Origin of the sequence: Sphingomonas sp. NY01 (genome assembly GCF_038809135.1) — a bacterium.
Taxonomy (GTDB): Bacteria; Pseudomonadota; Alphaproteobacteria; order Sphingomonadales; family Sphingomonadaceae; genus Sphingomonas; species Sphingomonas carotinifaciens.
The window spans coordinates 1,075,131-1,094,971 of sequence record NZ_CP101722.1; the positions used below are offsets into that span (position 1 = coordinate 1,075,131).

The window sequence follows — 19,841 nt, forward strand, 5'->3', positions numbered from 1 at the left end:
GGTTCCGGATCAGCGAGCGGTGGAGAAGCGATAGATCATCGTGTGGCGATACGGCTTGCCCGGATCGACACGCGGCGAAACGAAGTCGGGCTTGTTCGGTGCATCCGGAAACTTCTGCGGTTCCAGTGCGATGCCGTCGCCCATGCGGTACAGGTGGCCCGACTTGCCGACATAGGTGCCGTCAAGGAAGTTGCCGGTATAGAATTGCACGCCGGGTTCGGTCGTCAAGACCTCCAGCACGCGGCCCGAGGCGGGGTCCTCCAGCCGTGCGGCCAACTGCGGCGTGGCGGTCAGCCCCTTGTCGAGCGCGAAATTATGGTCGTAACCCTGGCCGTAGCGGATCTGCTGGTCGCGGCCGTCGCGAATGCCGTCGGCCACCACGCGCGGGCGGCGGAAGTCGAACACGCTGCCCTCCACCGGCTTGCGCTCGCCGGTCGGGATCAGCCTGGCGTCGACCGGCGTATAGGCGGCGGCGGGGATGGTCAGCTTGTGGAAGGTCGCGCCCATCGGCGAACCCTCGCCGTTCAGGTTGAAGATCGCATGGTTCGTCATGTTGACGATCGTCGGCTTGTCGGTCTTCGCCTCGAACGCGATGGTGAGCGCGCCCTGCTCGTCCAGCGAATAGGTGACGGTGGTGTCCAGCTTGCCCGGATAGCCCGATTCGCCGTCCGGGCTGGTGTGCGCCAGCACGACGCTGGCGGTGGGGCCGTTCTTGGTCGAGACGATGCGCCAGTTCTGCTTGTCGAAGCCCTTGCCGCCGCCGTGCAGCGAATTGGTCTTGTCGTTCAGCGGTAATTGGTATGCCTTGCCGTCCAGCGTGAACTTGCCGCCGGCGATGCGGTTGGCATAGCGGCCGACGGTGACGCCGAAGAAATTGGGATGCTGTTCGTAGGCCGCGACATCGTCATAGCCCAGCAGCACGTCGGCCTTCTTGCCCGCGCGGTCGGGCTGCATCACCGATTGCAGCGTCGCGCCGTACGTCAGGATGCGTGCGGACAGCCCCTGTGCGTTGGTCAGCGTGATTGCCTCGACGGTGCTGCCGTCCTGCAACGTGCCCGCCGGTGTGCGCTTTGCCTCCGCGCCGTAGGCTGCCGTCCCTGAAAGAGCCAAAATCGATACCGCTACCAACGTCATACCCTTGACTGATGCCGTCCGCATTCCTCATCCCTTCGCCTGCTTGACGCCATTGACGCGTCTTGGTGAGCAATATAGTCGGACAATACAGAGAAGGGCAAGCCGTTGCGTCGCGGATGGGCGGCAATTCGGGGTGCCGATCAGGAGAAGGGTGGGATGGCTTCGCCAATCAACGTTAACGCCGCAGCCGCGGCCCCCGGCGCCGGGGATGATACCAATTACCGGTCGGCGCTGACCCTGCTTGCCAGCCTCTTTTTCATGTGGGGCTTCATCACGGTCATCAACAACACGCTGCTGCCGCATCTGAAAAGCGTGTTCGACCTCAATTACACGCAAACGACGCTGATCGAGAGCGTGTGGTTCATCGCCTATTTCTTCGCCTCGATCCCCTCGGCCAAGCTGATCGAGCGGATCGGCTACCAGAAGTCGCTTGTCACCGGGCTGCTGATCATGGCGGCGGGTGCGCTGGGCATGACGCTGGCCGCCAGCATCCCGTCCTACGGGGTGACGCTGTTCATGCTGTTCGTCATCGCCAGCGGCATCACGCTGCTCCAGGTGGCGGCGAACCCTTATGTCGCGGTGGTCGGCAAGGCGGAGACCGCGTCGTCGCGCCTCAACCTGGTGCAGGCGTTCAACTCGCTGGGCACGATGCTGGCGCCGCTGTTCGGGGCCTATCTGATCCTGGGCCGGTCCAAGGGCGGCACGGCGCAGGCGGGCGCGGTCCTGACCGAGGCGGAGCGGCTCGCCGATGCGCAGTCGGTGATCCTGCCCTATGTGCTGGTCGCCGCGGTGCTGGTCGTGCTGGCGATCGTGATCGCGCGCTTCCCGCTGCCGGCCATGGGTTCGTCCACCAGCCGCGTCGCCAAGGCGGAGCGCAAGCAGCATTCGCTGTGGAAGCACCGCAACCTGGTGTTCGGCATCCCCGCCATCTTCATCTACCTGATCGCGGAGATCGGCGTCGCCAACCTGTTCGTGAACTTCGTCAGCTCGCCCACGGTCGCGGGCCTGACGCACGAGCAGGCGGGTCGCTACCTGACCTTCCTGTGGGGCGGCATGATGATCGGCCGCTTCGCCGGTTCGTTCGTGATGCAGAAGGTGTCGGCGGAGCGCGTGCTCGCGGTCTTCTCGGTGCTCGCCTTCATCGTGATGATGATCACCGTGTTCGCCAGCGGTCCGGTTGCGATGTGGTCGCTGATCCTGGTCGGCCTGTTCCATTCGATCATGTTCCCGACGATCTTCACGCTCGGCATCAAGGGCCTGGGCGCGCTGACCGAGGAAGGATCGGGCCTGCTGATCATGGCGATCGCCGGCGGCGCGCTGGTGGTGGTACAGGGCTGGCTGGCCGACACCTATGGCCTGCAGACCTCGTTCCTCCTGACCGCGGTGTGCGAACTCTACATTCTGTTCTACGCGGTGTGGGGGTCCAAGGCGACCAACGCGCTGCCGGACCAGAAGCCGGTCGGCTGAACCGCCTGACAGGGTACATGAAAAAGGGCCGTCCGGGAAACCGGGCGGCCCTTTCTTCATGCGCGGGAGAGGGGGAGGAAGGGGTTTGCCGCTCACTCCTCCATCGCGCTGCGCGTATCCTCCAGCGCCAGGTCGACCAGCACGCGCATCGCCTCGCTCGCCGCCACCGCATCGCCCGCCGCGATCGCCTCGTACACGCGCACATGGTCCGGCACCGGATTGCGCGGCAACGCGCGCGCCCGCTGCTTGAACTGCGTCGTCCAGTTCACCGCCGCCCCGATGCTCGCGGACAGCACCACAAGCGCATCATTGCGCGTCGCGCGCAGGATGGTGTCGTGAAAGTCGCGGTCGGCGGCGCGGCCGGCCTCGGTCGCCAGTGTGTGGCGGCGCATCGCGGCCAGCGCTTCCTTCATCGCCTTCAGCTCCGCCTTGTCGCGCCGCTCCGCCGCCAGCCGTGCCGCGGCCGGCTCGACGATCGCGCGCAATTCGAACAGCGAGCGGACGAACTGGATGTCGGGCTCGCCCGAAAACGCCCAAGCGAGAACATCGGGGTCGAGCAGGTTCCAGCGGTTGCGCGGCAGCACGCGGGTGCCCGTCTTGGGCCGGCTTTCCACCAGCCCCTTGGCGCTAAGTACCTGTACCGCCTCGCGATAGGCGCTGCGCGATACGTCCAGCGCTTCCGAAAAGGCGACCTCGCCCGACAGCGTATCGCCGGGAACATATTCCCCGGACAAGATCGCCACGCCCAGCTTGTGCGCGATGGCGCCGTGCAGGCGACGCCCCGTCCCGCGCGGCACTCGTCTGGTCGCGTCCGGCACCCCGCTGTCCGCCGCACTGCGTTCCGCGTCACCCATGCTGTTTATCCTCCCGTCGTGGCTTTGCCTATCAATTGCAGGCTAAGGGGGGAACGATAAAGATTGCCAGACCGCTGTCGATCTTTTATGTCAGAGTAATCAAGGAGCAGGACATGACAGACACCGCCGCCGCCACGCTGGATCGTACCGAGGCGACCGCTTTCCGCTCGATCGACTCCGCCACTGGACAGCCGGTGGGCGAGCCTTTCGCCGTTCATGGCCCCGCCGATGTCGATGCCGCCTGCGCCGCGGCCGAGGCTGCGTTCGACACCTATCGCGCGATTGATCGCGAGGCGCGCGCCGCTTTTCTGGAAAAGATCGGCGAGGAGATCATGGCGATCGGCGAGCCGCTGATCGAGGCGGCGATGCGCGAAAGCGGCCTGCCGCGCGCGCGTCTGGAGGGTGAGCGCGGCCGCACCGTCGGCCAGTTGAAGCTGTTCGCCGGCGTCGTCCGTCGCGGCGCCTATCTCGGCCTGCGGATCGACCCCGCCATGCCCGATCGCCAGCCGCTGCCGCGCCCCGATCTGCGCCTGCGCATGATCCCGCTCGGACCCGTAGCGGTGTTCGGCGCGTCGAACTTTCCGCTCGCCTTCTCGACCGCGGGCGGCGACACCGCCTCCGCGCTCGCCGCCGGTTGCCCGGTGGTGGTGAAGGGCCACCCCGCCCATCCGCAGACCGGTGAGCTGGTCGCCGGCGCGATCCGCCGCGCGGTTGCCGCCTGTGGCCTGCCCGAGGGCGTGTTCGGTCACCTGACCGGCCCGAGCAACGAACTGGGCGCGGCACTGGTCCGCGATCCCCGCATCCAGGCCGTCGGCTTCACCGGCTCGCGCGGCGGTGGCCTCGCGCTGGTGCAGATCGCACAAGGTCGCGAGGTGCCGATCCCGGTCTATGCCGAGATGTCGAGCATCAATCCGGTCGTGCTGATGCCCGAGGCGCTGAAGGCGCGCGGTGCGGCGCTCGGCACGGCGTTCGTCGCCTCGCTCACCATGGGCGCCGGCCAGTTCTGCACCAATCCTGGCCTGTTGCTGGCGATAGAGGGCGAGGGGCTGGACGCGTTCGTGAACGCCGCGCGGGAGGCTTTGCCGGGTGCCGCGGCGCAGACCATGCTGACCAAGGGCATCCACCAGGCCTATGACCAGGGTGTCGAGGCACTGGCCGGACACAACCATGTCGAGACGATCGCCCGCGGTCAGGTCGGCGAGGGCGTGGCGCAGGGGCAGGCGGCATTCTTCGCCACCACCGCCGCCGAGTTCCTGGCCGATGACACGCTGGGCCACGAGGTGTTCGGCGCATCCTCGCTGCTCGTCCGCTGCCAGAGTGCAGAGGAACTGGCGCAGGTGCTGAGCGCCGCCGAGGGCCAGTTGACCGCGACGATCCAGATGGACGAGGGCGACACCGATCTGGCCGCGCGCCTGATCCCGATCCTGGAGCGCAAGGCGGGTCGCATCCTGGCCAATGGCTGGCCGACCGGCGTCGAGGTCGCGCATGCGATGGTGCATGGCGGCCCGTTCCCGGCAACGTCGGACGGCCGCACGACCTCGGTCGGCAGCATGGCAATCGATCGCTTCCTGCGCCCGGTGTCGTACCAGAATCTGAGTGCGGCGCTGTTGCCCGCCGAACTGCGCGACGATGCCAAGGGTGCGCCGCGTCTGATCGACGGCCAGCCGGCGTAACGCTTCAAAGGCGGATCGTCCTCCCATGCGGGGGCGATCCGCCGATGTATTCATGACCATTTATCGCGACCGCAACGGCGGCGCGCGATTCCAGTGAGGGGAAGACCATGGCCATCCGCCTGTTGCAGCACCGTGCGCCCGACGGCGCCCGCTCGGTAATCGTCGCAGAGGGCGACCGCGCCACCATCGTGCCCGGTGTCGAAAGCGTCCATGCGCTCGCCACCCGCGCGATCGAAGCCGGGCAGAGCCTGGCGGATGCGGTGCGCGCTTGTGGCACCGGGAACAGCGTCGACCTCGTCGCCGAACTGGCGGCCGGCCATATCCTGTCCCCGATCGATCATGCCGATCCGGCGCATCTGGTGATGGCAGGCACCGGCCTGACCCATCTCGGCTCGGCGGAAGGCCGCGACAAGATGCACCGCGAGGCGGCGGCGGTCGAGAAACAGACCGATTCGATGCGCATGTTCCTGGAAGGCGTCGAGGGCGGCAAGCCCGCCGAGGGGCAGGTCGGCCAGCAGCCCGAATGGTTCTACAAGGGCGACGGCTCGCAACTGGTCGCGCCCGGCGATGCGCTCACCATGCCCGCCTTTGCGCAGGATGGCGGCGAGGAGCCCGAGCTGGCCGGCATCTACCTGATCGGCCCGGACGGCACGCCTTTCCGCCTGGGGCTGTGCCTCGCCAACGAGTTTTCCGACCATGTGACCGAGCGGCACAATTATCTGTGGCTCGCCCATTCCAAGCTGCGTCAGGCCTCGCTTGGCCCGGAACTGTACGTCGGGGACATCCCCGACCATGTCGAGGGCGCCAGCCGCATCGTGCGGGACGGCAAGACGCTGTGGGAGAAGCCGTTCCTGTCGGGTGAGGCGAACATGTCGCACACGCTGGCGAACCTTGAGCATCACCATTTCAAATATGCGTTGTTCCGCCGGCCGGGCGACATCCATGTCCACTTCTTCGGTACCGCGACCCTGTCCTTCACCGACGGCGTGCGCACGCAGGAAGGCGACGTGTTCGAGATCGAGGCGGCGCCCTTCACGCTGCCGCTGCGCAACCCGCTGGCGCGTGCCGAGGGGGCCGCGGACGCGGTGACCACGGTCAAGGCGCTCTGAACGGCATGGGCGCCATCCGCATCGCCATTGTCGGTCTCGGCAAGATCGCCCGCGACCAGCATCTGCCCTCGATCGCCGGCAACGACGCCTTCACGCTTGCCGCCACCGTTTCGCCGCGCGGCGAGGGGCTGGCGGAGGTGCCGAACTTCCGCAGCCTGGACGCGCTGCTGGCGGACGGGCCTGCGATCGATGCGGTGGCGCTCTGCACCCCACCACAGGTCCGCTACGACCTCGCGGCGCAGGCGCTGGGCCGCGGTCTGCACGTTTTTCTGGAAAAGCCGCCCGGCGCAACGCTGGCCGAGGTCGTGGCCCTGGAAGGCGAGGCGGCGGCCACCGGCGCGTCGCTGTTCGCAAGCTGGCATTCGCGCTACGCCGCGGGTGTCGCGCCCGCCAGGACGTGGCTGGCCGACAAGACGATCCGCAGCGTACAGATCACTTGGCGCGAGGATGTGCGCGTCTGGCATCCGGGGCAGGCTTGGATCTGGGAGCCGGGTGGCCTGGGCGTGTTCGATCCCGGCATCAACGCGCTGTCGATCGCCACGCACATATTGCCGCGCCCCTTCTTCCTGACCGAAGGGACGCTGTCGCTGCCCGCCAACCGCGCCGCGCCGATTGCCGCCGACCTGTCGTTCCGCGACAGCGCCGGCACCCCGATCGCGATGGATCTGGACTGGCGCCAGACGGGGCCGCAGACCTGGGACATCGTGGTCGAAACCGATGCCGGCACCTGCACCTTGTCGAAGGGCGGGGCGGTGCTGACCCTGCCGGACGGGGGCGAGGCGCGCGAGGACCGCGAATATGCGGGCCTCTACGCCCGTTTCGCCGAACTGGTGCAGACGGGGCAGAGCGATGTTGACGTGGCGCCGATGCGTCTCGTCGCCGATGCGTTCCTGCGCGGCCACCGGATGGTGGTCGACGCATTCGAGGATTGAACGGGCGAACCGGCGGGCCGAACCGGCCGGTCGCCATGACAAGGGAGAGGGACATGATGAAACCGTGGAAGAGCCTGACGGCCGCCCTGCTGCTAGGCAGCGCGGCGCTGGTGCAGGCGCAAACCACTGCGCCCGCACGTGATACCGCTACCGCAACGGTGCGGGCTGACCAGCCCGGCGCTACCTATGACAAGCGCATCTTCACCCAGTTCGCCGAGCATCTGGGCAATGGCATCTATGGCGGCCTGTGGGTCGGCAACGACAAGCGCATTCCCAACACGCGCGGCTTTCGCAACGACGTGGTCGGTGCGCTGAAGGACCTGGGCGTGCCGGTGATCCGCTGGCCCGGCGGCTGCTTCGCCGACGAATATCACTGGCGCGAAGGCATCGGCCCCAAGAACAAGCGCCCGGTGAAGATCAACACGCACTGGGGCGGCGTGACCGAGCCGAACACCGTCGGCACGCACGAGTTCATGGACGTGACCGAGCAGGTCGGCGCCGAGGTGTATATCTCGGGCAATGTCGGCAACGGCACGCCGCAGGAAATGGCGGAGTGGGTCGAATACATGACCTCGCCCGCCGGCACGCTGGCCGACGAGCGCGCCAAGAACGGCCGCAAGACCCCGTGGAAGGTGCCCTATTTCGGCGTCGGCAACGAATTGTGGGGCTGTGGCGGCAACATGCGCGCGGAATATGCCGCCGACGTCACCCGCCGCTACGCCACCTTCATCAAGGCGCCCGCGGGCACGCGCATCATGAAGATCGCGGCCGGTGCCAACATCGACGATTATCACTGGACCGAGGTGATGATGCGCGAGGCGGCGGGCCAGCTGGATGCGCTGTCGCTGCATTATTACACCGTGCCCGGCGGCTGGAACCCGGTCCCCAAGGTGTCCGCGATCGACTTCGACGAAACCTCGTGGGCGGAGACGCTGGCGGGCGCGTGGAGGATGGACGAGCTGATCACCAGGCACAGCGCGATCATGGACAAATATGATCCGCAGAAGCGCGTGTTCCTGGCGGTGGACGAATGGGGCACCTGGTATGCGCAGGATCCGGGCACGCATCCCGGCTTCCTCCGCCAGCAGAACTCCCTGCGCGACGCGCTGGTCGCGGCGATCCACCTCAACGTCTTCGCCAAGCATGCCGACCGCGTGCGGATGACCGCGATCGCGCAGATGGTGAACGTGCTGCAGGCGATGATCCTGACCGACGGCGCGAAGATGGTGCTGACGCCCACCTACCATGTCTTCAAGATGTACAAGCCGTACATGGACGGCACCGTGCTGCCGATCGAGATGAAGTCGCCCTGGTACAATAACGAGCAGTGGACGATGCCGGCAGTCAGCGCGTCGGCGGTTCGCGACAAGGCGGGGGTGGTGCATGTCGGCCTCGCCAACGCCGATCCGAACAAGGCGATCACGGTGACCACGACGCTGGCCGGCCTGAACGCGTCGGGCGTCAGCGGTCAGGTGCTGACCGCGCCGACGATCAACGCGCTCAACACCTTCGACCAGCCGAACAATCTCGTCCCCACGGCCTTCAACGGCGCGCAGCTGAGCGGCAACACGCTGACCGTGACCCTGCCGGCCAAGTCGGTCGTCATGCTCGACCTGCGTTAAGCGGGCGATGCCCCTCCCTGGGAAGCGGGGAGGGGCCACTTATGAGAGGACAGGCCATGCGCCGGTTGAAAATGGGGCTGAAACTGGCGGCGGCGGCGCTGATGCTGGGGGCCGCCGCACCGCAGGCGACCCCGCTGAACGACCGGATCACCGGTGATATCGCGCCCGTCCACGATCCCGTCATCATCCGCGAGGGCGGGGTGGTGCACGTCTTCTCGACCGGGTTGGGCGAGGGGCCGGACGGCATCATCGCCCACCGTATCTCGCGCGATATGGTGCATTGGGAACGCGCGCCCGCACCGCTCGCCGCGCTGCCCGCCTGGGCAAAGACCGCGATCCCCGGATCGGGCAACGCCTGGGCGCCCGACATCTCGTTCGTCGACGGGCGCTACCGGCTTTACTACGCCGTCTCCACCTTCGGATCGAACCGCTCGGCGATCGGCCTGCTGACCACGCCGACGCTCGATCCGGCCAAGCCCGGCTATGGCTGGCGGGACGAGGGGCTGGTGGTGATGTCGACCCCGGCCGACGATTTCAACGCGATCGACGCCGCCTTCATTCGCGACAGACAGGGTCGCGACTGGCTGTCGCTAGGCAGCTTCTGGAGCGGGCTGAAGCTGTTCGCGCTCGACCGGAAGACGGGCAAGCCCGCCGACCCTAAGGCAAAGCCGATCGCGATCGCCAGCCGCCCTGCGCCCGCCGGTGCGCCGGCCCCGGTGGAGGCGCCTTATATCTTCGAACATGGCGGCTGGTACTGGCTGCTCGCCAGCTATGATTATTGCTGCAAGGGCAATGCCAGCACCTATTACACCGTCGTCGCGCGGTCGAAGGCAATCACCGGCCCCTATCTGGGCAAGGATGGCAGCGCCATGCTGAAGGGCGGCGGCACCATCCTGTTGCGCGCCGATCTGCAGGAAAAGGGGCGCTTTCGCGGCCCCGGCCATCCCGGCCATTTCCACGATACCGACGGCACCGATTATGTCGTCTATCATGCCTATGACCGCGAGGCGAAGGGCGCGCCGACGTTGCGGATCGCGCCGCTGCGCTGGGGTACCGATGGCTGGCCGACCGCGCTGAACTGAACGATATCGATGGAGAGCGACATGTCCGACCCCACCCGCCGCCTGTTCCTGGCCGGCGCCGCCGCCACGGCCGCCATGCCCGCCTTTGCGCAGAAGAAGGCCCCCACGATCGTCAACCCGCTGGTGCGCAACCGCGCCGATGCGCAGGTCTTCCGCCACACCGATGGCTGGTATTACCTGACCGGATCGGTGCCCGAATATGACCGGCTGGTGCTGCGCCGCTCGCGCACCATCGCCGGCCTGTCGACCGCAAAGGAGGCGGTGCTGTGGCGGCATGAGAAGACCGGGCCGATGTCCGGCTTCCTCTGGGCGCCCGAGCTGCACATGATCGACGGCCGCTGGATCATGTATTTTGCCGCCGGCCCCAGCGGCGGCGGCGAGGACGTGTTCCGCATCCGCACCTATGCGGTGGTCTGCGACGGCCCCGATCCCATGACCGGCAAGTGGAGCGTGCTCGGCCAGCTCCAGACGCCGTGGGACAGCTTCAACCTCGACTCCACCGTCTTCATGCACCGCGGCAAGCGCTACATGGCCTGGGCGCAGCGCGAGCCGGGGATCGAGACCAACTCGAACCTGTATCTGGCGCCGCTCGCCACCCCGCTGACCTTTGCCGCCACGCCGGTCCGCCTGACCGTGCCAACGCTGGACTGGGAGATCCGCGGCTTCAAGGTGGCGGAGGCGCCCGCGGTCCTGGCGCGCAACGGCCGCCTGTTCATGACCTATTCGGCCAGCGCCACCGACGCGCGCTACTGCATGGGCATGCTGACCGCGCGCGACGATGCCAACATCATGGATGCCGCCGCCTGGGCCAAGAGCCCGGTGCCGGTGATGACCTCCTCGCCCGAGCACAAGATCTTCGGCCCCGGCCACAACAGCTTCACCGTGGACGAGCGCGGTCGCGACATGCTGGTCTTCCATGCGCGCGATTACGAGGCGATCAAGGGCGATCCGCTGTTCGATCCCAACCGCCACACCCGCGTGCAGCGTATCCGTTACGATGGAAAGGGCGTGCCGATCTTCAACCCGCCGGTGGCCAACGGTCCGCTCGCCTGAGGCAGGAGACCGGCGGCATGGGCCCCGCAAGCATGGAAGTGTGGCCGGCGTCATGGCCGATACCGGCGACACCCCCATGCCGCATGAAGCATGTGACGGCCAGCGCTCCCTCACCAGCCGCCACGAAGGCGTCCTTGTGCGAAAGGCGGATGCGCTTCTATCCGGGAAAAACCCGGATATCGTCGCAGCTTACTCGGCAGTCTCCGGCGCCGGCACCGCGGCCGGATCCCGCGGCCGGCGCAGCCGCAGGCCGATGAACAGGACCGTCGGCCAGAACAGCGTGTTGACGATGTCCGACGACGTATCCTCCCAACGCCACGACCCGTAATGCAGCCGGTCCAGTATCTCGTTCCCCGCCTCCGCCAGCGCGACAAAGGCCAGCGGGATCGGCGTCGACAGCGAGCGGCGGGTGACGATCCGCGCGAGGAACAGCACGATCATCCCGGCATGGACGTGCAGGATGCTGTCGGACATGCCGGTGCCGCCCGCGATCCACTGGATCAGGTCGGCGTAGAGCGCAGGAATGTTCATCGCCTCTCCATCGCCGATCCTGCCGCGCCGCACAATCGGCCGACCGTACCAAGCCTGCTGGAAAAGACGGGCCGATCGGTTAGACACCCGCTTTTCCGGGGCACTTCGGCCCCCGCCACAGGGACGTTTCGCCAATGCGTATCACGATGATCGGCTCGGGCTATGTCGGCCTCGTCTCGGGCGCCTGCCTGTCGGATTTCGGCCATGACGTGACCTGCGTCGACAAGGATGCGGGCAAGATCGACGCGCTGAAGGCCGGTCGCATGCCGATCTACGAGCCCGGCCTCGACCAGCTCGTCGCCACCAATGTGGACGCCGGCCGCCTGTCCTTTACCACCGACCTGGCCGGTGCCGTCGCGGGCGCCGACGCCGTGTTCATCGCGGTCGGCACCCCCAGCCGCCATGGCGACGGCCATGCCGACCTGACCTATGTCCATGCCGCGGCGGAGGAGATCGCCGCCGCCGTCACCGCGGCGACCGTGGTCGTCACCAAGTCCACCGTTCCCGTCGGCACCGGCGACCGGGTGGAGGAGATCATGCGCCGTCTGGCGCCGGGTCACGACGTGCAGGTCGTCTCCAACCCCGAATTCCTGCGCGAAGGCGCCGCGATCGGCGACTTCAAGCGGCCCGACCGCATCGTCATCGGCACCAACGACGAACGCGCCCGCGCCGTGATGCACGAAATCTATCGCCCGCTCTACCTCAACGAATCGCCCATCCTGTTCGTCGGCCGCCGCACCTCGGAGCTGACCAAATACGCCGCCAACGCGTTCCTCGCGACCAAGATCACTTTCATTAACGAGATCGCCGACTTGTGCGAGGCGGTGGGCGCCGACGTGCAGGATGTCAGCCGCGGCATCGGGCTGGACAACCGCATCGGCCGCAAGTTCCTTCACGCCGGCCCCGGCTATGGCGGCTCCTGCTTCCCCAAGGACACGCTGGCCCTGCTCAAGACCGCGGAGGACGCGGCCAGCCCGATGCGCATCGTCGAGGCGGTGGTGCAGGTGAACGACACGCGCAAGCGCGCGATGGGGCGCAAGGTCATCCACGCCTTGGGCCCCGATCACCGCGGCAAGACGATCGCGCTGCTCGGCCTGACCTTCAAGCCCAACACCGACGACATGCGCGACGCGCCCGCCATCGCCATCGCCCAGTGCCTAGCGGACGAAGGCATCACCATCCGCGCCTATGATCCGGAGGGGATGGAGGCGGCCAGGGCGATGATGCCCGACCTCGTCTATTGCCGCGACGCATACGAGGCGGCGGAGGGCGCCGATGCCGTCGTGATCGTCACCGAATGGGACGCATTCCGCGCGCTCGACATCAAGCGGCTCGGCCAGATCATGGCGACGCGCAACATGGTCGACCTGCGCAACGTCTATCGCCGCGACGCGGTCGAAGCGGCCGGCTTCCGCTACACCGCGATCGGCCGCTAGTTGAGCGGCTTGTCCCGCTCCGCCAGCACCGGCGGCAGGTAGGGGAGCGCACTTCCCGCCGGTATCGCCGCGATCTCCGCGGCGACCGCATCGCCGCGCGCCTTGGACGAGGGGTGGGTACGGCTGCGGAAGAGGCCACCGTCCACCTCGCCGCCATGCTCGCGCCAGAAACGCACCGCCAGTGCCGGGTCCCACCCGGCATTGCGCAGCAGGTGCATGCCCAGCAGGTCCGCCTGGTTCTCGGTCTGGCGGAACAGCCGCCCGTTGCGCCCGAATTCGGACAGCAGCCCGCGCTTGACCCCCGCCGCATCCAGCCGCTCGCGATGCTTCAGGATGTTGTGCGCAAATTCATGCGCGACGACCACCGCGATCATGTCGTCGTCGAACCGTTCGAAGAAGCGCACGCCGATCTGCACGATATCCCCGTCCGCCGATGCCGACAGCCCCGGCCCGACCAGCACCTCGAACCGCGACCGACAGCCGGGGGAGGGCGGCACCGTCACCGTGCGGGTCCGCCCGCCCTGTATCAGCGTCAGCGCCAGCGGCGCATCCGCCGGTTGCCGGGCGATCACGGCGGCGGCGGCGTCGCGTGTCGCGCTGCTCGCCTGCGCGCGCCCGGCGGGGCTGATCGCCAGCGCCTGACCGGCCACTGCGCTGATCCCCTCGTTCGGCCGCACGCCCGCGCGCGCCGCGGCGCTGTTCGGCACCACGCCTTCCACCGCCACGGGCGCCTCGAACCCGAAGATGGCGGGCAGGCCGGCGCGGAGTTTCGGATCATATTGGTCGATCGCATGGATCGCGATGCCGGGCACCGGCGCCAGGTCGCGGCACAGCGCACGGTTCGCGGTCGCCAGCCGCCACGCGATCCCGGCCAGCCGCATGTCCACGTCACGCAGCGCGGCGAATTGCTCGGGCGTTTCCTGCGCCGGGGCGGGCGCGGGTGCGGGCAGCGCCACGAGCAGCGCGGCGGCGGCAAGCATCGATCTCATGCCCCGCTGCCTAGCCCGCCGCTGCCGCGACCGAAAGCCTCGTCGCATTCGCGCAACATTGCGCGCGGGGCAGGGGGGTGAAAGGCCATCTTCGTTGCGCGAAGCGGAAAATCGGCGCATGGGAGCCGACAATCGAATGTGAAGAAAGTGATCGCCATGGCCGCGAACTGGGCCCCCAATAGCTGGACCACCGCCGAAGCCCGTCAGCTTCCCGACTATCCCGACGCCGCCGCGCTGGCACAGGCGACCGACGCGCTCGCCAGCTATCCGCCGCTCGTCTTCGCCGGCGAGGCGCGCAACCTGACGGCGTCGCTCGGCGAAGTGGCGGAGGGGCGCGGCTTCCTGCTTCAGGGCGGCGACTGCGCGGAAAGCTTTGCGGAGCATAGCGCGAACAACATCCGCGACACCTTCCGCGTCATCCTCCAGATGGCGGTGGTGCTGACCTTCGCGTCGAAGCTGCCGGTGGTGAAGCTCGGCCGCATGGCGGGCCAGTTCGCCAAGCCGCGCTCCACCCCTACCGAGACGATCGACGGTGTCGAACTGCCCAGCTACCGTGGCGACAATGTCAACGACATCGCCTTCACCGCGGCGTCGCGCATTCCCGATCCGCAGCGGATGCTGCGCGCCTATGCGCAGTCGGCGGCGACGCTGAACCTGCTGCGCGCCTTTGCGCAAGGGGGCTATGCCAATCTCCACCAGGTGCACCGCTGGACGCACGACTTCATGGGCCGCAGCCCTTGGGCGCAGAAATATACCGAGACCGCGAACCGGATCGGCGAGGCGCTCGATTTCATGGCGGCGTGCGGGATCGATCCGGAAACCGTGCCGCAACTGTCGCAGACGCATTTCTATACCAGCCACGAGGCGCTGCTGCTGCCCTTCGAGCAGGCGCTGACCCGGCAGGATTCGCTGACCGGCGACTGGTACGACACCTCCGCCCACTTCCTGTGGATCGGCGATCGCACCCGGTTCGAGGGGTCGGCGCATGTCGAGTTCCTGCGCGGCATCGGCAACCCGATCGGCGTGAAATGCGGCCCCTCGTTGGAGCCGGACGCGCTGCTGCGCATGCTCGACACGCTCAATCCGGGCCGCGTGCCCGGCCGCATGACGCTCATCACCCGCTACGGCTATGACAAGATCGAGGCGGCGCTCCCCAAACTGGTCCGCGCGGTGAAGCGCGAAGGCCATCCGGTCGTCTGGTCGTGCGATCCGATGCACGGCAACACCGTAAAGGCCGCCACCGGCTACAAGACGCGCCCCTTCGACCGTATCCTGGCCGAAGTCCGCGGCTTCTTTGCGGTGCACCGGGCGGAGGGGACGCATGCCGGCGGCATCCACGCCGAAATGACCGGGCAGAACGTCACCGAATGCACCGGCGGCGCGATCGACGTGACCGAACAGACGCTGGCCGACCGCTACCACACGCATTGCGACCCGCGCCTGAACGCCAGCCAGAGCATCGAACTGGCCTTCCTGCTCGCCGAAATGCTGAACGCCGAAATGGCCGAACGCCGCCGCGACGCGGCCTGAACCGATCGATAAGTGGGGAGGGCGCTCCCCACTTATCCACAGCAAAGCGCGCAAATCCGCTTGACGGCCACGGCCTCTACGGATAACAGCGCGCCTCCACCGAACGGCCCCTTCGTCTAGCGGTTAGGACGTCGCCCTCTCACGGCGAAAACACGAGTTCGATTCTCGTAGGGGTCACCACGGTTTTTCCGCTGTTACGGCGGACCTCCCACATCGCCGATGCCTGAACGCACCTTGCCCGGGCGCGCGTCCGCTTGTGTGACTTATCTGGTTTGTCACACCCGCGTAACGAGACCGTCGCGGCGATTTCATCTAGTACCGCCAATGGCTTGCCCACTTCCAAAGGGGTAACCATGATCTCGCGTCCTTCTTTTGCCGCGGCGCTGCTCGCGTCCGTATCCTTCTGCACCACGCCCGCTTTCGCCCAGGCCTCCGCACAGCCCGAAGACGCAGGCGAGCGGAGCGGCAACGACATCATCGTCACCGCGCAAAAGATCGAACAACGGGCGCAGGACGTGCCCATCACCATCTCCGCGCTCAGCGGCCAGCGCATCGCCGAACTCGGCGTCGGCGATCTGGACGAACTATCCAGCTACATTCCCGGTCTCAACATCCAGGAACAGAGCGCCAACAATCCCGGCATCGTCATCCGTGGCATCACCTCCGATTCAGGATCGTCGCAGCAGGGGCCACGCGTCACCCTTTATTATAACGGCGTCGATATCTCCCGGTCGCGCGGCTCCTACCAGGCGATCTACGATCTGGAACGGGTCGAGGTGATCAAGGGGCCGCAGGCGACCCTGTTCGGCACCGCCTCCGCGGTCGGCGCGATCAGCCTGACCTCGGCCCGCCCGCGCGAGGGTTTCTCGGGCACGCTGACCGGCGGCTACGGCAATTTCGACCAGACATTGCTGTCCGGCTTTCTCAATGCCGGCAACGACGTCATCGCCGGGCGCGTCGCCTTTGAATGGAAGACGCGCGACGGCTATGTCGAGAACCTGTCGCCGCGCCAGAAGCGCGACCTCTATGCGCAGGACCAGCTCGGCATCCGCGCCTCGCTGCGCTACACCCCGACCGACGCGCTGACCGTGGACCTGATCGGCACCTTCGACCGGCAGGACAATGGCGGCACCCCCTTTATCTCGCGCGCCCTGCCGACCGAGGATGGCCCCGGCAACCCGTTCGGTCGTGCGAACCTGGGCGGCTCGCCCTTGTCGGCGCAGGTGCTGGGCAACGACCAGCTCGGCCTCGACCGCAAGGTCTATGACGTCAACCTGACCGCCAGCTACGACTTTGCCGATGGCTGGAACTTCACCACCGTCAACGGCTATCGCCGCTTCGACAGTGCCGAGGTGTTCGATGCCGACGGTTCGGCCGCCTGGTATCTGGAATTCGCCGAAATCGCCAAGGGCTGGCAGGCCAGCCACGAAGGCCGCTTCAACTATGCCGACGATCATTGGCGCGCCTCGTTCGGCTGGAACGTCTTTGTGGAGGACAATTTCCAGCGCGTGCCCTTCTCGGGTGAGGAGGGGACGTTCATCGGCTGCCTTGCGGGCGCGCTGACCGGTGGCTGCGTCAATGCCGCGGGGGCCGTGGTCGCGGCCGGCACCACCGCACAGGTCACCGGCGGCCGGCTGACGCAGATCCCCTACAGCTCGGTGACCGAGAATCAGGGGCAGAACGACAGCTATTCGGTCTTTGCCGACACCACCTGGATCCCGGTGCCCGCGCTGGAGCTGACCGCGGGCGCGCGCGTGCTGATCGAACAGCGCAAGTCCGGCTATATCGCCAGCGTTCCGCGCCCGATCCTGCCGGCGCTGCTGCCCGCGGCACTGCGCGCGCAGCTGGCGGCGCGCGGCGTCGGCGCCTCGCTAGTGCCCAACCAGGTCGATACCGGCGGCCGCACCTTCACCGCGCAGCAAAGCTATGCCGCGATCCTGCCGCGCTTCAACGCGCTGTATCGCCTGAGCCCGGCGGTGAACGTCTACGCCACCATCTCCAAGGGCCGCCGCTCGCCGGTGGTGCAGCTCAACGCCCGCGCCTCCGCCGCCGGCGCGATCCCCAACGTGCAACGCGTGCCCGAGGAGGTCGTCTGGAATTACGAGGGCGGCATCAAGGCCAGCCATGGCGGCATTTCCGGCTCGCTCGGCGTCTATTACCAGAAATATGACGGCTTCCAGGTCAGCGTGCAGCAGGCGAACGGCACCGCCATCACGCAAAGCGCCGGATCGGCCGGCAATCTGGGGGTCGAGGCCGAACTCAGCATCCGCCCGGTCCGCTGGCTGAACGTGTTCGGCAATGTCGGCTATATCGATGGTGGCATCGACCGGAACAACAGCTTCGCGCCCGCCTTCTCCGGCGCCCGCTTCCGGCTTCAGCCCAAATGGCAGGCGGCGGGCGGGTTCACCGTCGATGCGCCGCTGGGCGGTGGCATGCGCCTGTTCGCCACGCCCAGCATCACGCATCGCAGCAGCATCTTCTTCGAACTGCCCAACAGCCCCGCCACGTCGCAAGGCCCCGTCACGCTGGTCAACGCCCGCGCCGGGATCAGCTTCGCGGATGGCGCCTATGAACTGGCCGGCTTCATCCGCAACGCCTTCGACCGCGACTATCTCCTCGACGCCGGCAATACCGGCGGCGGCTTCGGCATCCCCACCTACATCCCCGGCGAGCCGCGCTTCTACGGCGCGCAGGCGACCGCGCGCTTCTGATGCCCTCCTTTTCGAAAGACCAACCCATGACCATCATCGGACGGCGCGGCGCCCTCGCCCTGATCGGCAGCGGTGCCAGCCTTTCCATTCCGGCTGTGGCGCGTGCCCCGGCCAGCGCCCGCTTCGAGCACGGCATCGCCAGCGGCGACCCGGCCGCGGACGGCGCCGTGCTGTGGACCCGCGCCACCCCCGCCGACGCCAGTGCCGACGTCGCGCTGGAATGGCACGTCGCCGACGGCCCCGACGCCGCACCCCGCCACACCGGCCGGGTCGTCGCCCGCGCCGCCGCCGACCATACCGCCAAGCTGGAGGTGACCGGCCTCGCGCCCGGCCGCGACTACTGGTTCTGGTTCACCGACGCCGCCGGCACCCGCTCGCCCACCGGCCGCTTCCGCACCCTGCCCAGGGGCGCGGTCGACCGCCTCGTCCTGGCCGTCGCCTCGTGCCAGCTATATCCCGGCGGCCTGTTCAACGCCTATGCCGACATGGCGGCACTGCCCCGGCTCGACGCGGTTCTCCATCTCGGCGACTATATCTACGAATATGGCGCCGGGGGGTACGGCGCGGACATCGGCCGCAAGCTGAACCGCCTGCCTGATCCGGCGCACGAGATCGTCTCGCTGTCCGACTATCGCCGCCGCCACGCACAGGTGAAGCGCGATGCCGATATGCAGGCCGCCCACGCCCGCGCCGCCTTTATCTGCGTGTGGGACGATCACGAGGTCGCCAATGACGGCTGGGTCGGCGGCGCCGAGAACCACGACCCCGCGACCGAGGGCGACTGGGCCGCGCGCAAGGCGGCGGCGATGCAGGCCTATTTCGAATGGATGCCGATCCGCGAATCGCGTCGCGGGCTGGGTCGCGAGGCCATCTTCCGCAGCTTCGAGTTCGGCGACCTGGCAACGCTGGCGATGGTGGAAACCCGGCTGCTCGCGCGCAGCGAACAGGTCGCGCCCAAGGGGCAGGCGCCCGCGTCCGGCGATTATGCCGCCGCCCTGGCCGAAGCCGCCCGCCCCGACCGCGAGATGCTCGGCGCGCAGCAGCAGCGCTGGCTGGAGGATGTGCTGGCCCGCTCCGTCCGCGCGAACAAGCCGTGGCAGCTGCTCGGCAATCAGGTGGTAATGGCGCGCGTCGCCGGCCCCGATCTGGAAAAGGCGCTGGGCGCTGAAAAATACGCCGCGACGCTTGCCCGCATTCCGGCGGCATATCGCGACCGGCTGGCCCAGTCGCTCGCCAGCTACCGCGTCGGCATCCCCTTCAGCCTCGATTCGTGGGACGGCTATCCGGCGGCCCGCGAACGGCTCTACCAGAGCTTCCGGCGTGCCGGCGCGCGTCCGATCGTCCTGTCGGGGGACAGCCATGCGGCATGGTCGAACGACCTGTACGACGATGCCGGCCACCTGGTCGCGGCCGAATTCGGGGCCACCGCGATCACCAGCCCGTCCTATGGCTCGCTGCTCCCCGGCCTCGGCAAGGTGCTGGCAGACCAGAATCGCGAGGTCGTGTTCTGCGACCAAGACTCGAAGGGCTATACGCTGCTGACGCTCACCCCCGATGCGGCCACCGCCGAACATATCGCGGTGTCCACCATCCTCGCCAAACCCTTTACCCGCCGGGTGACCGCCACCCACCGCGTCACCACCGACAAGACCCGGCCGATCGCGTAACAGGCAGCACGCCGATTCCTTTTCCGTTCGGCCTTCGACTTCGCGCAAGGC

The 19,841-nt window shown here is 67.8% G+C and carries 14 protein-coding genes, 1 tRNA gene and 1 pseudogene; 12 read left to right on the plus strand and 4 right to left on the minus strand.

Annotation, left to right across the window (positions count from 1 at the left end; translation table 11 throughout):
* Positions 1–9 precede the first annotated feature (9 nt).
* Positions 10–1,134 (minus strand): aldose epimerase family protein, encoded by a 1,125-nt coding sequence (locus NPJ82_RS05360; protein ID WP_342658962.1) that lies wholly within the window; start codon positions 1,132–1,134, stop codon positions 10–12.
* A 156-nt stretch (positions 1,135–1,290) separates the two neighbouring features.
* Between NPJ82_RS05360 and NPJ82_RS05365 the strand changes: the two genes are divergently transcribed.
* On the plus strand, positions 1,291–2,601 hold the full coding sequence (locus NPJ82_RS05365; protein WP_112383495.1) for a sugar MFS transporter: 1,311 nt from the start codon (positions 1,291–1,293) through the stop codon (positions 2,599–2,601).
* A gap of 92 nt (positions 2,602–2,693) precedes the next feature.
* Here NPJ82_RS05365 and NPJ82_RS05370 read toward each other — a convergent pair whose 3' ends face one another.
* Positions 2,694–3,455: a FadR/GntR family transcriptional regulator gene (locus NPJ82_RS05370; protein ID WP_112383496.1), complete on the minus strand. Its 762-nt coding sequence runs from the start codon at positions 3,453–3,455 to the stop codon at positions 2,694–2,696.
* A 113-nt stretch (positions 3,456–3,568) separates the two neighbouring features.
* On the opposite strand from NPJ82_RS05370, the gene NPJ82_RS05375 reads away from it, so the two are divergent.
* The 6 genes and pseudogenes from NPJ82_RS05375 to NPJ82_RS05400 form a co-directional block, all read left to right on the plus strand.
* Positions 3,569–5,128 (plus strand): aldehyde dehydrogenase (NADP(+)), encoded by a 1,560-nt coding sequence (locus tag NPJ82_RS05375; RefSeq protein WP_342658584.1) that lies wholly within the window; start codon positions 3,569–3,571, stop codon positions 5,126–5,128.
* A gap of 107 nt (positions 5,129–5,235) precedes the next feature.
* On the plus strand, positions 5,236–6,237 hold the full coding sequence (gene araD1 / locus NPJ82_RS05380; RefSeq protein WP_342658585.1) for an AraD1 family protein: 1,002 nt from the start codon (positions 5,236–5,238) through the stop codon (positions 6,235–6,237).
* A gap of 5 nt (positions 6,238–6,242) precedes the next feature.
* On the plus strand, positions 6,243–7,169 hold the full coding sequence (locus NPJ82_RS05385; RefSeq protein ID WP_342658586.1) for a Gfo/Idh/MocA family oxidoreductase: 927 nt from the start codon (positions 6,243–6,245) through the stop codon (positions 7,167–7,169).
* A 53-nt stretch (positions 7,170–7,222) separates the two neighbouring features.
* Entirely contained in the window at positions 7,223–8,791 is a 1,569-nt protein-coding gene (locus NPJ82_RS05390; RefSeq protein WP_342658587.1) for an alpha-N-arabinofuranosidase, read from the plus strand.
* A 71-nt stretch (positions 8,792–8,862) separates the two neighbouring features.
* Positions 8,863–9,873, plus strand: a complete 1,011-nt coding sequence (locus NPJ82_RS05395; protein ID WP_342658963.1) for an arabinan endo-1,5-alpha-L-arabinosidase — start codon at positions 8,863–8,865, stop codon at positions 9,871–9,873.
* 21 nt (positions 9,874–9,894) lie between these two features.
* Positions 9,895–10,920 (plus strand): annotated as a pseudogene (locus NPJ82_RS05400) (glycoside hydrolase family 43 protein); the annotation flags it as partial.
* 195 nt (positions 10,921–11,115) lie between these two features.
* On the opposite strand, the gene NPJ82_RS05405 reads toward NPJ82_RS05400, so the two are convergent.
* Positions 11,116–11,457 carry a hypothetical protein gene (locus NPJ82_RS05405; RefSeq protein ID WP_112383502.1) on the minus strand — a complete coding sequence of 114 codons (342 nt, stop codon included), beginning with the start codon at positions 11,455–11,457 and terminating at the stop codon, positions 11,116–11,118.
* A 134-nt stretch (positions 11,458–11,591) separates the two neighbouring features.
* Between NPJ82_RS05405 and NPJ82_RS05410 the strand changes: the two genes are divergently transcribed.
* A complete protein-coding gene (locus NPJ82_RS05410) occupies positions 11,592–12,893 on the plus strand; it encodes a UDP-glucose/GDP-mannose dehydrogenase family protein (RefSeq protein WP_342658588.1) in 1,302 nt (433 codons plus the stop codon).
* Here the strand turns inward: NPJ82_RS05410 and NPJ82_RS05415 are convergent.
* Positions 12,890–13,882: a M48 family metallopeptidase gene (locus NPJ82_RS05415; RefSeq protein WP_342658589.1), complete on the minus strand. Its 993-nt coding sequence runs from the start codon at positions 13,880–13,882 to the stop codon at positions 12,890–12,892. The two genes, NPJ82_RS05410 and NPJ82_RS05415, sit on opposite strands and share 4 nt — an antisense overlap.
* Positions 13,883–14,038: 156 nt before the next feature.
* Between NPJ82_RS05415 and NPJ82_RS05420 the strand changes: the two genes are divergently transcribed.
* The 4 genes from NPJ82_RS05420 (at position 14,039) to NPJ82_RS05435 (ending at position 19,790) form a co-directional block, all read left to right on the plus strand.
* Positions 14,039–15,412, plus strand: coding sequence for a 3-deoxy-7-phosphoheptulonate synthase class II (locus NPJ82_RS05420; protein WP_112383505.1), 1,374 nt, complete (start codon positions 14,039–14,041; stop codon positions 15,410–15,412).
* Positions 15,413–15,517: 105 nt separating this feature from the next.
* A tRNA-Glu gene (locus tag NPJ82_RS05425) sits at positions 15,518–15,592 on the plus strand.
* Between the two features lie 173 nt (positions 15,593–15,765).
* Positions 15,766–18,123, plus strand: coding sequence for a TonB-dependent receptor (locus tag NPJ82_RS05430; RefSeq protein ID WP_342658590.1), 2,358 nt, complete (start codon positions 15,766–15,768; stop codon positions 18,121–18,123).
* Positions 18,124–18,149: 26 nt separating this feature from the next.
* A complete protein-coding gene (locus NPJ82_RS05435; protein WP_342658591.1) occupies positions 18,150–19,790 on the plus strand; it encodes an alkaline phosphatase D family protein in 1,641 nt (546 codons plus the stop codon).
* Positions 19,791–19,841: the final 51 nt, after the last annotated feature.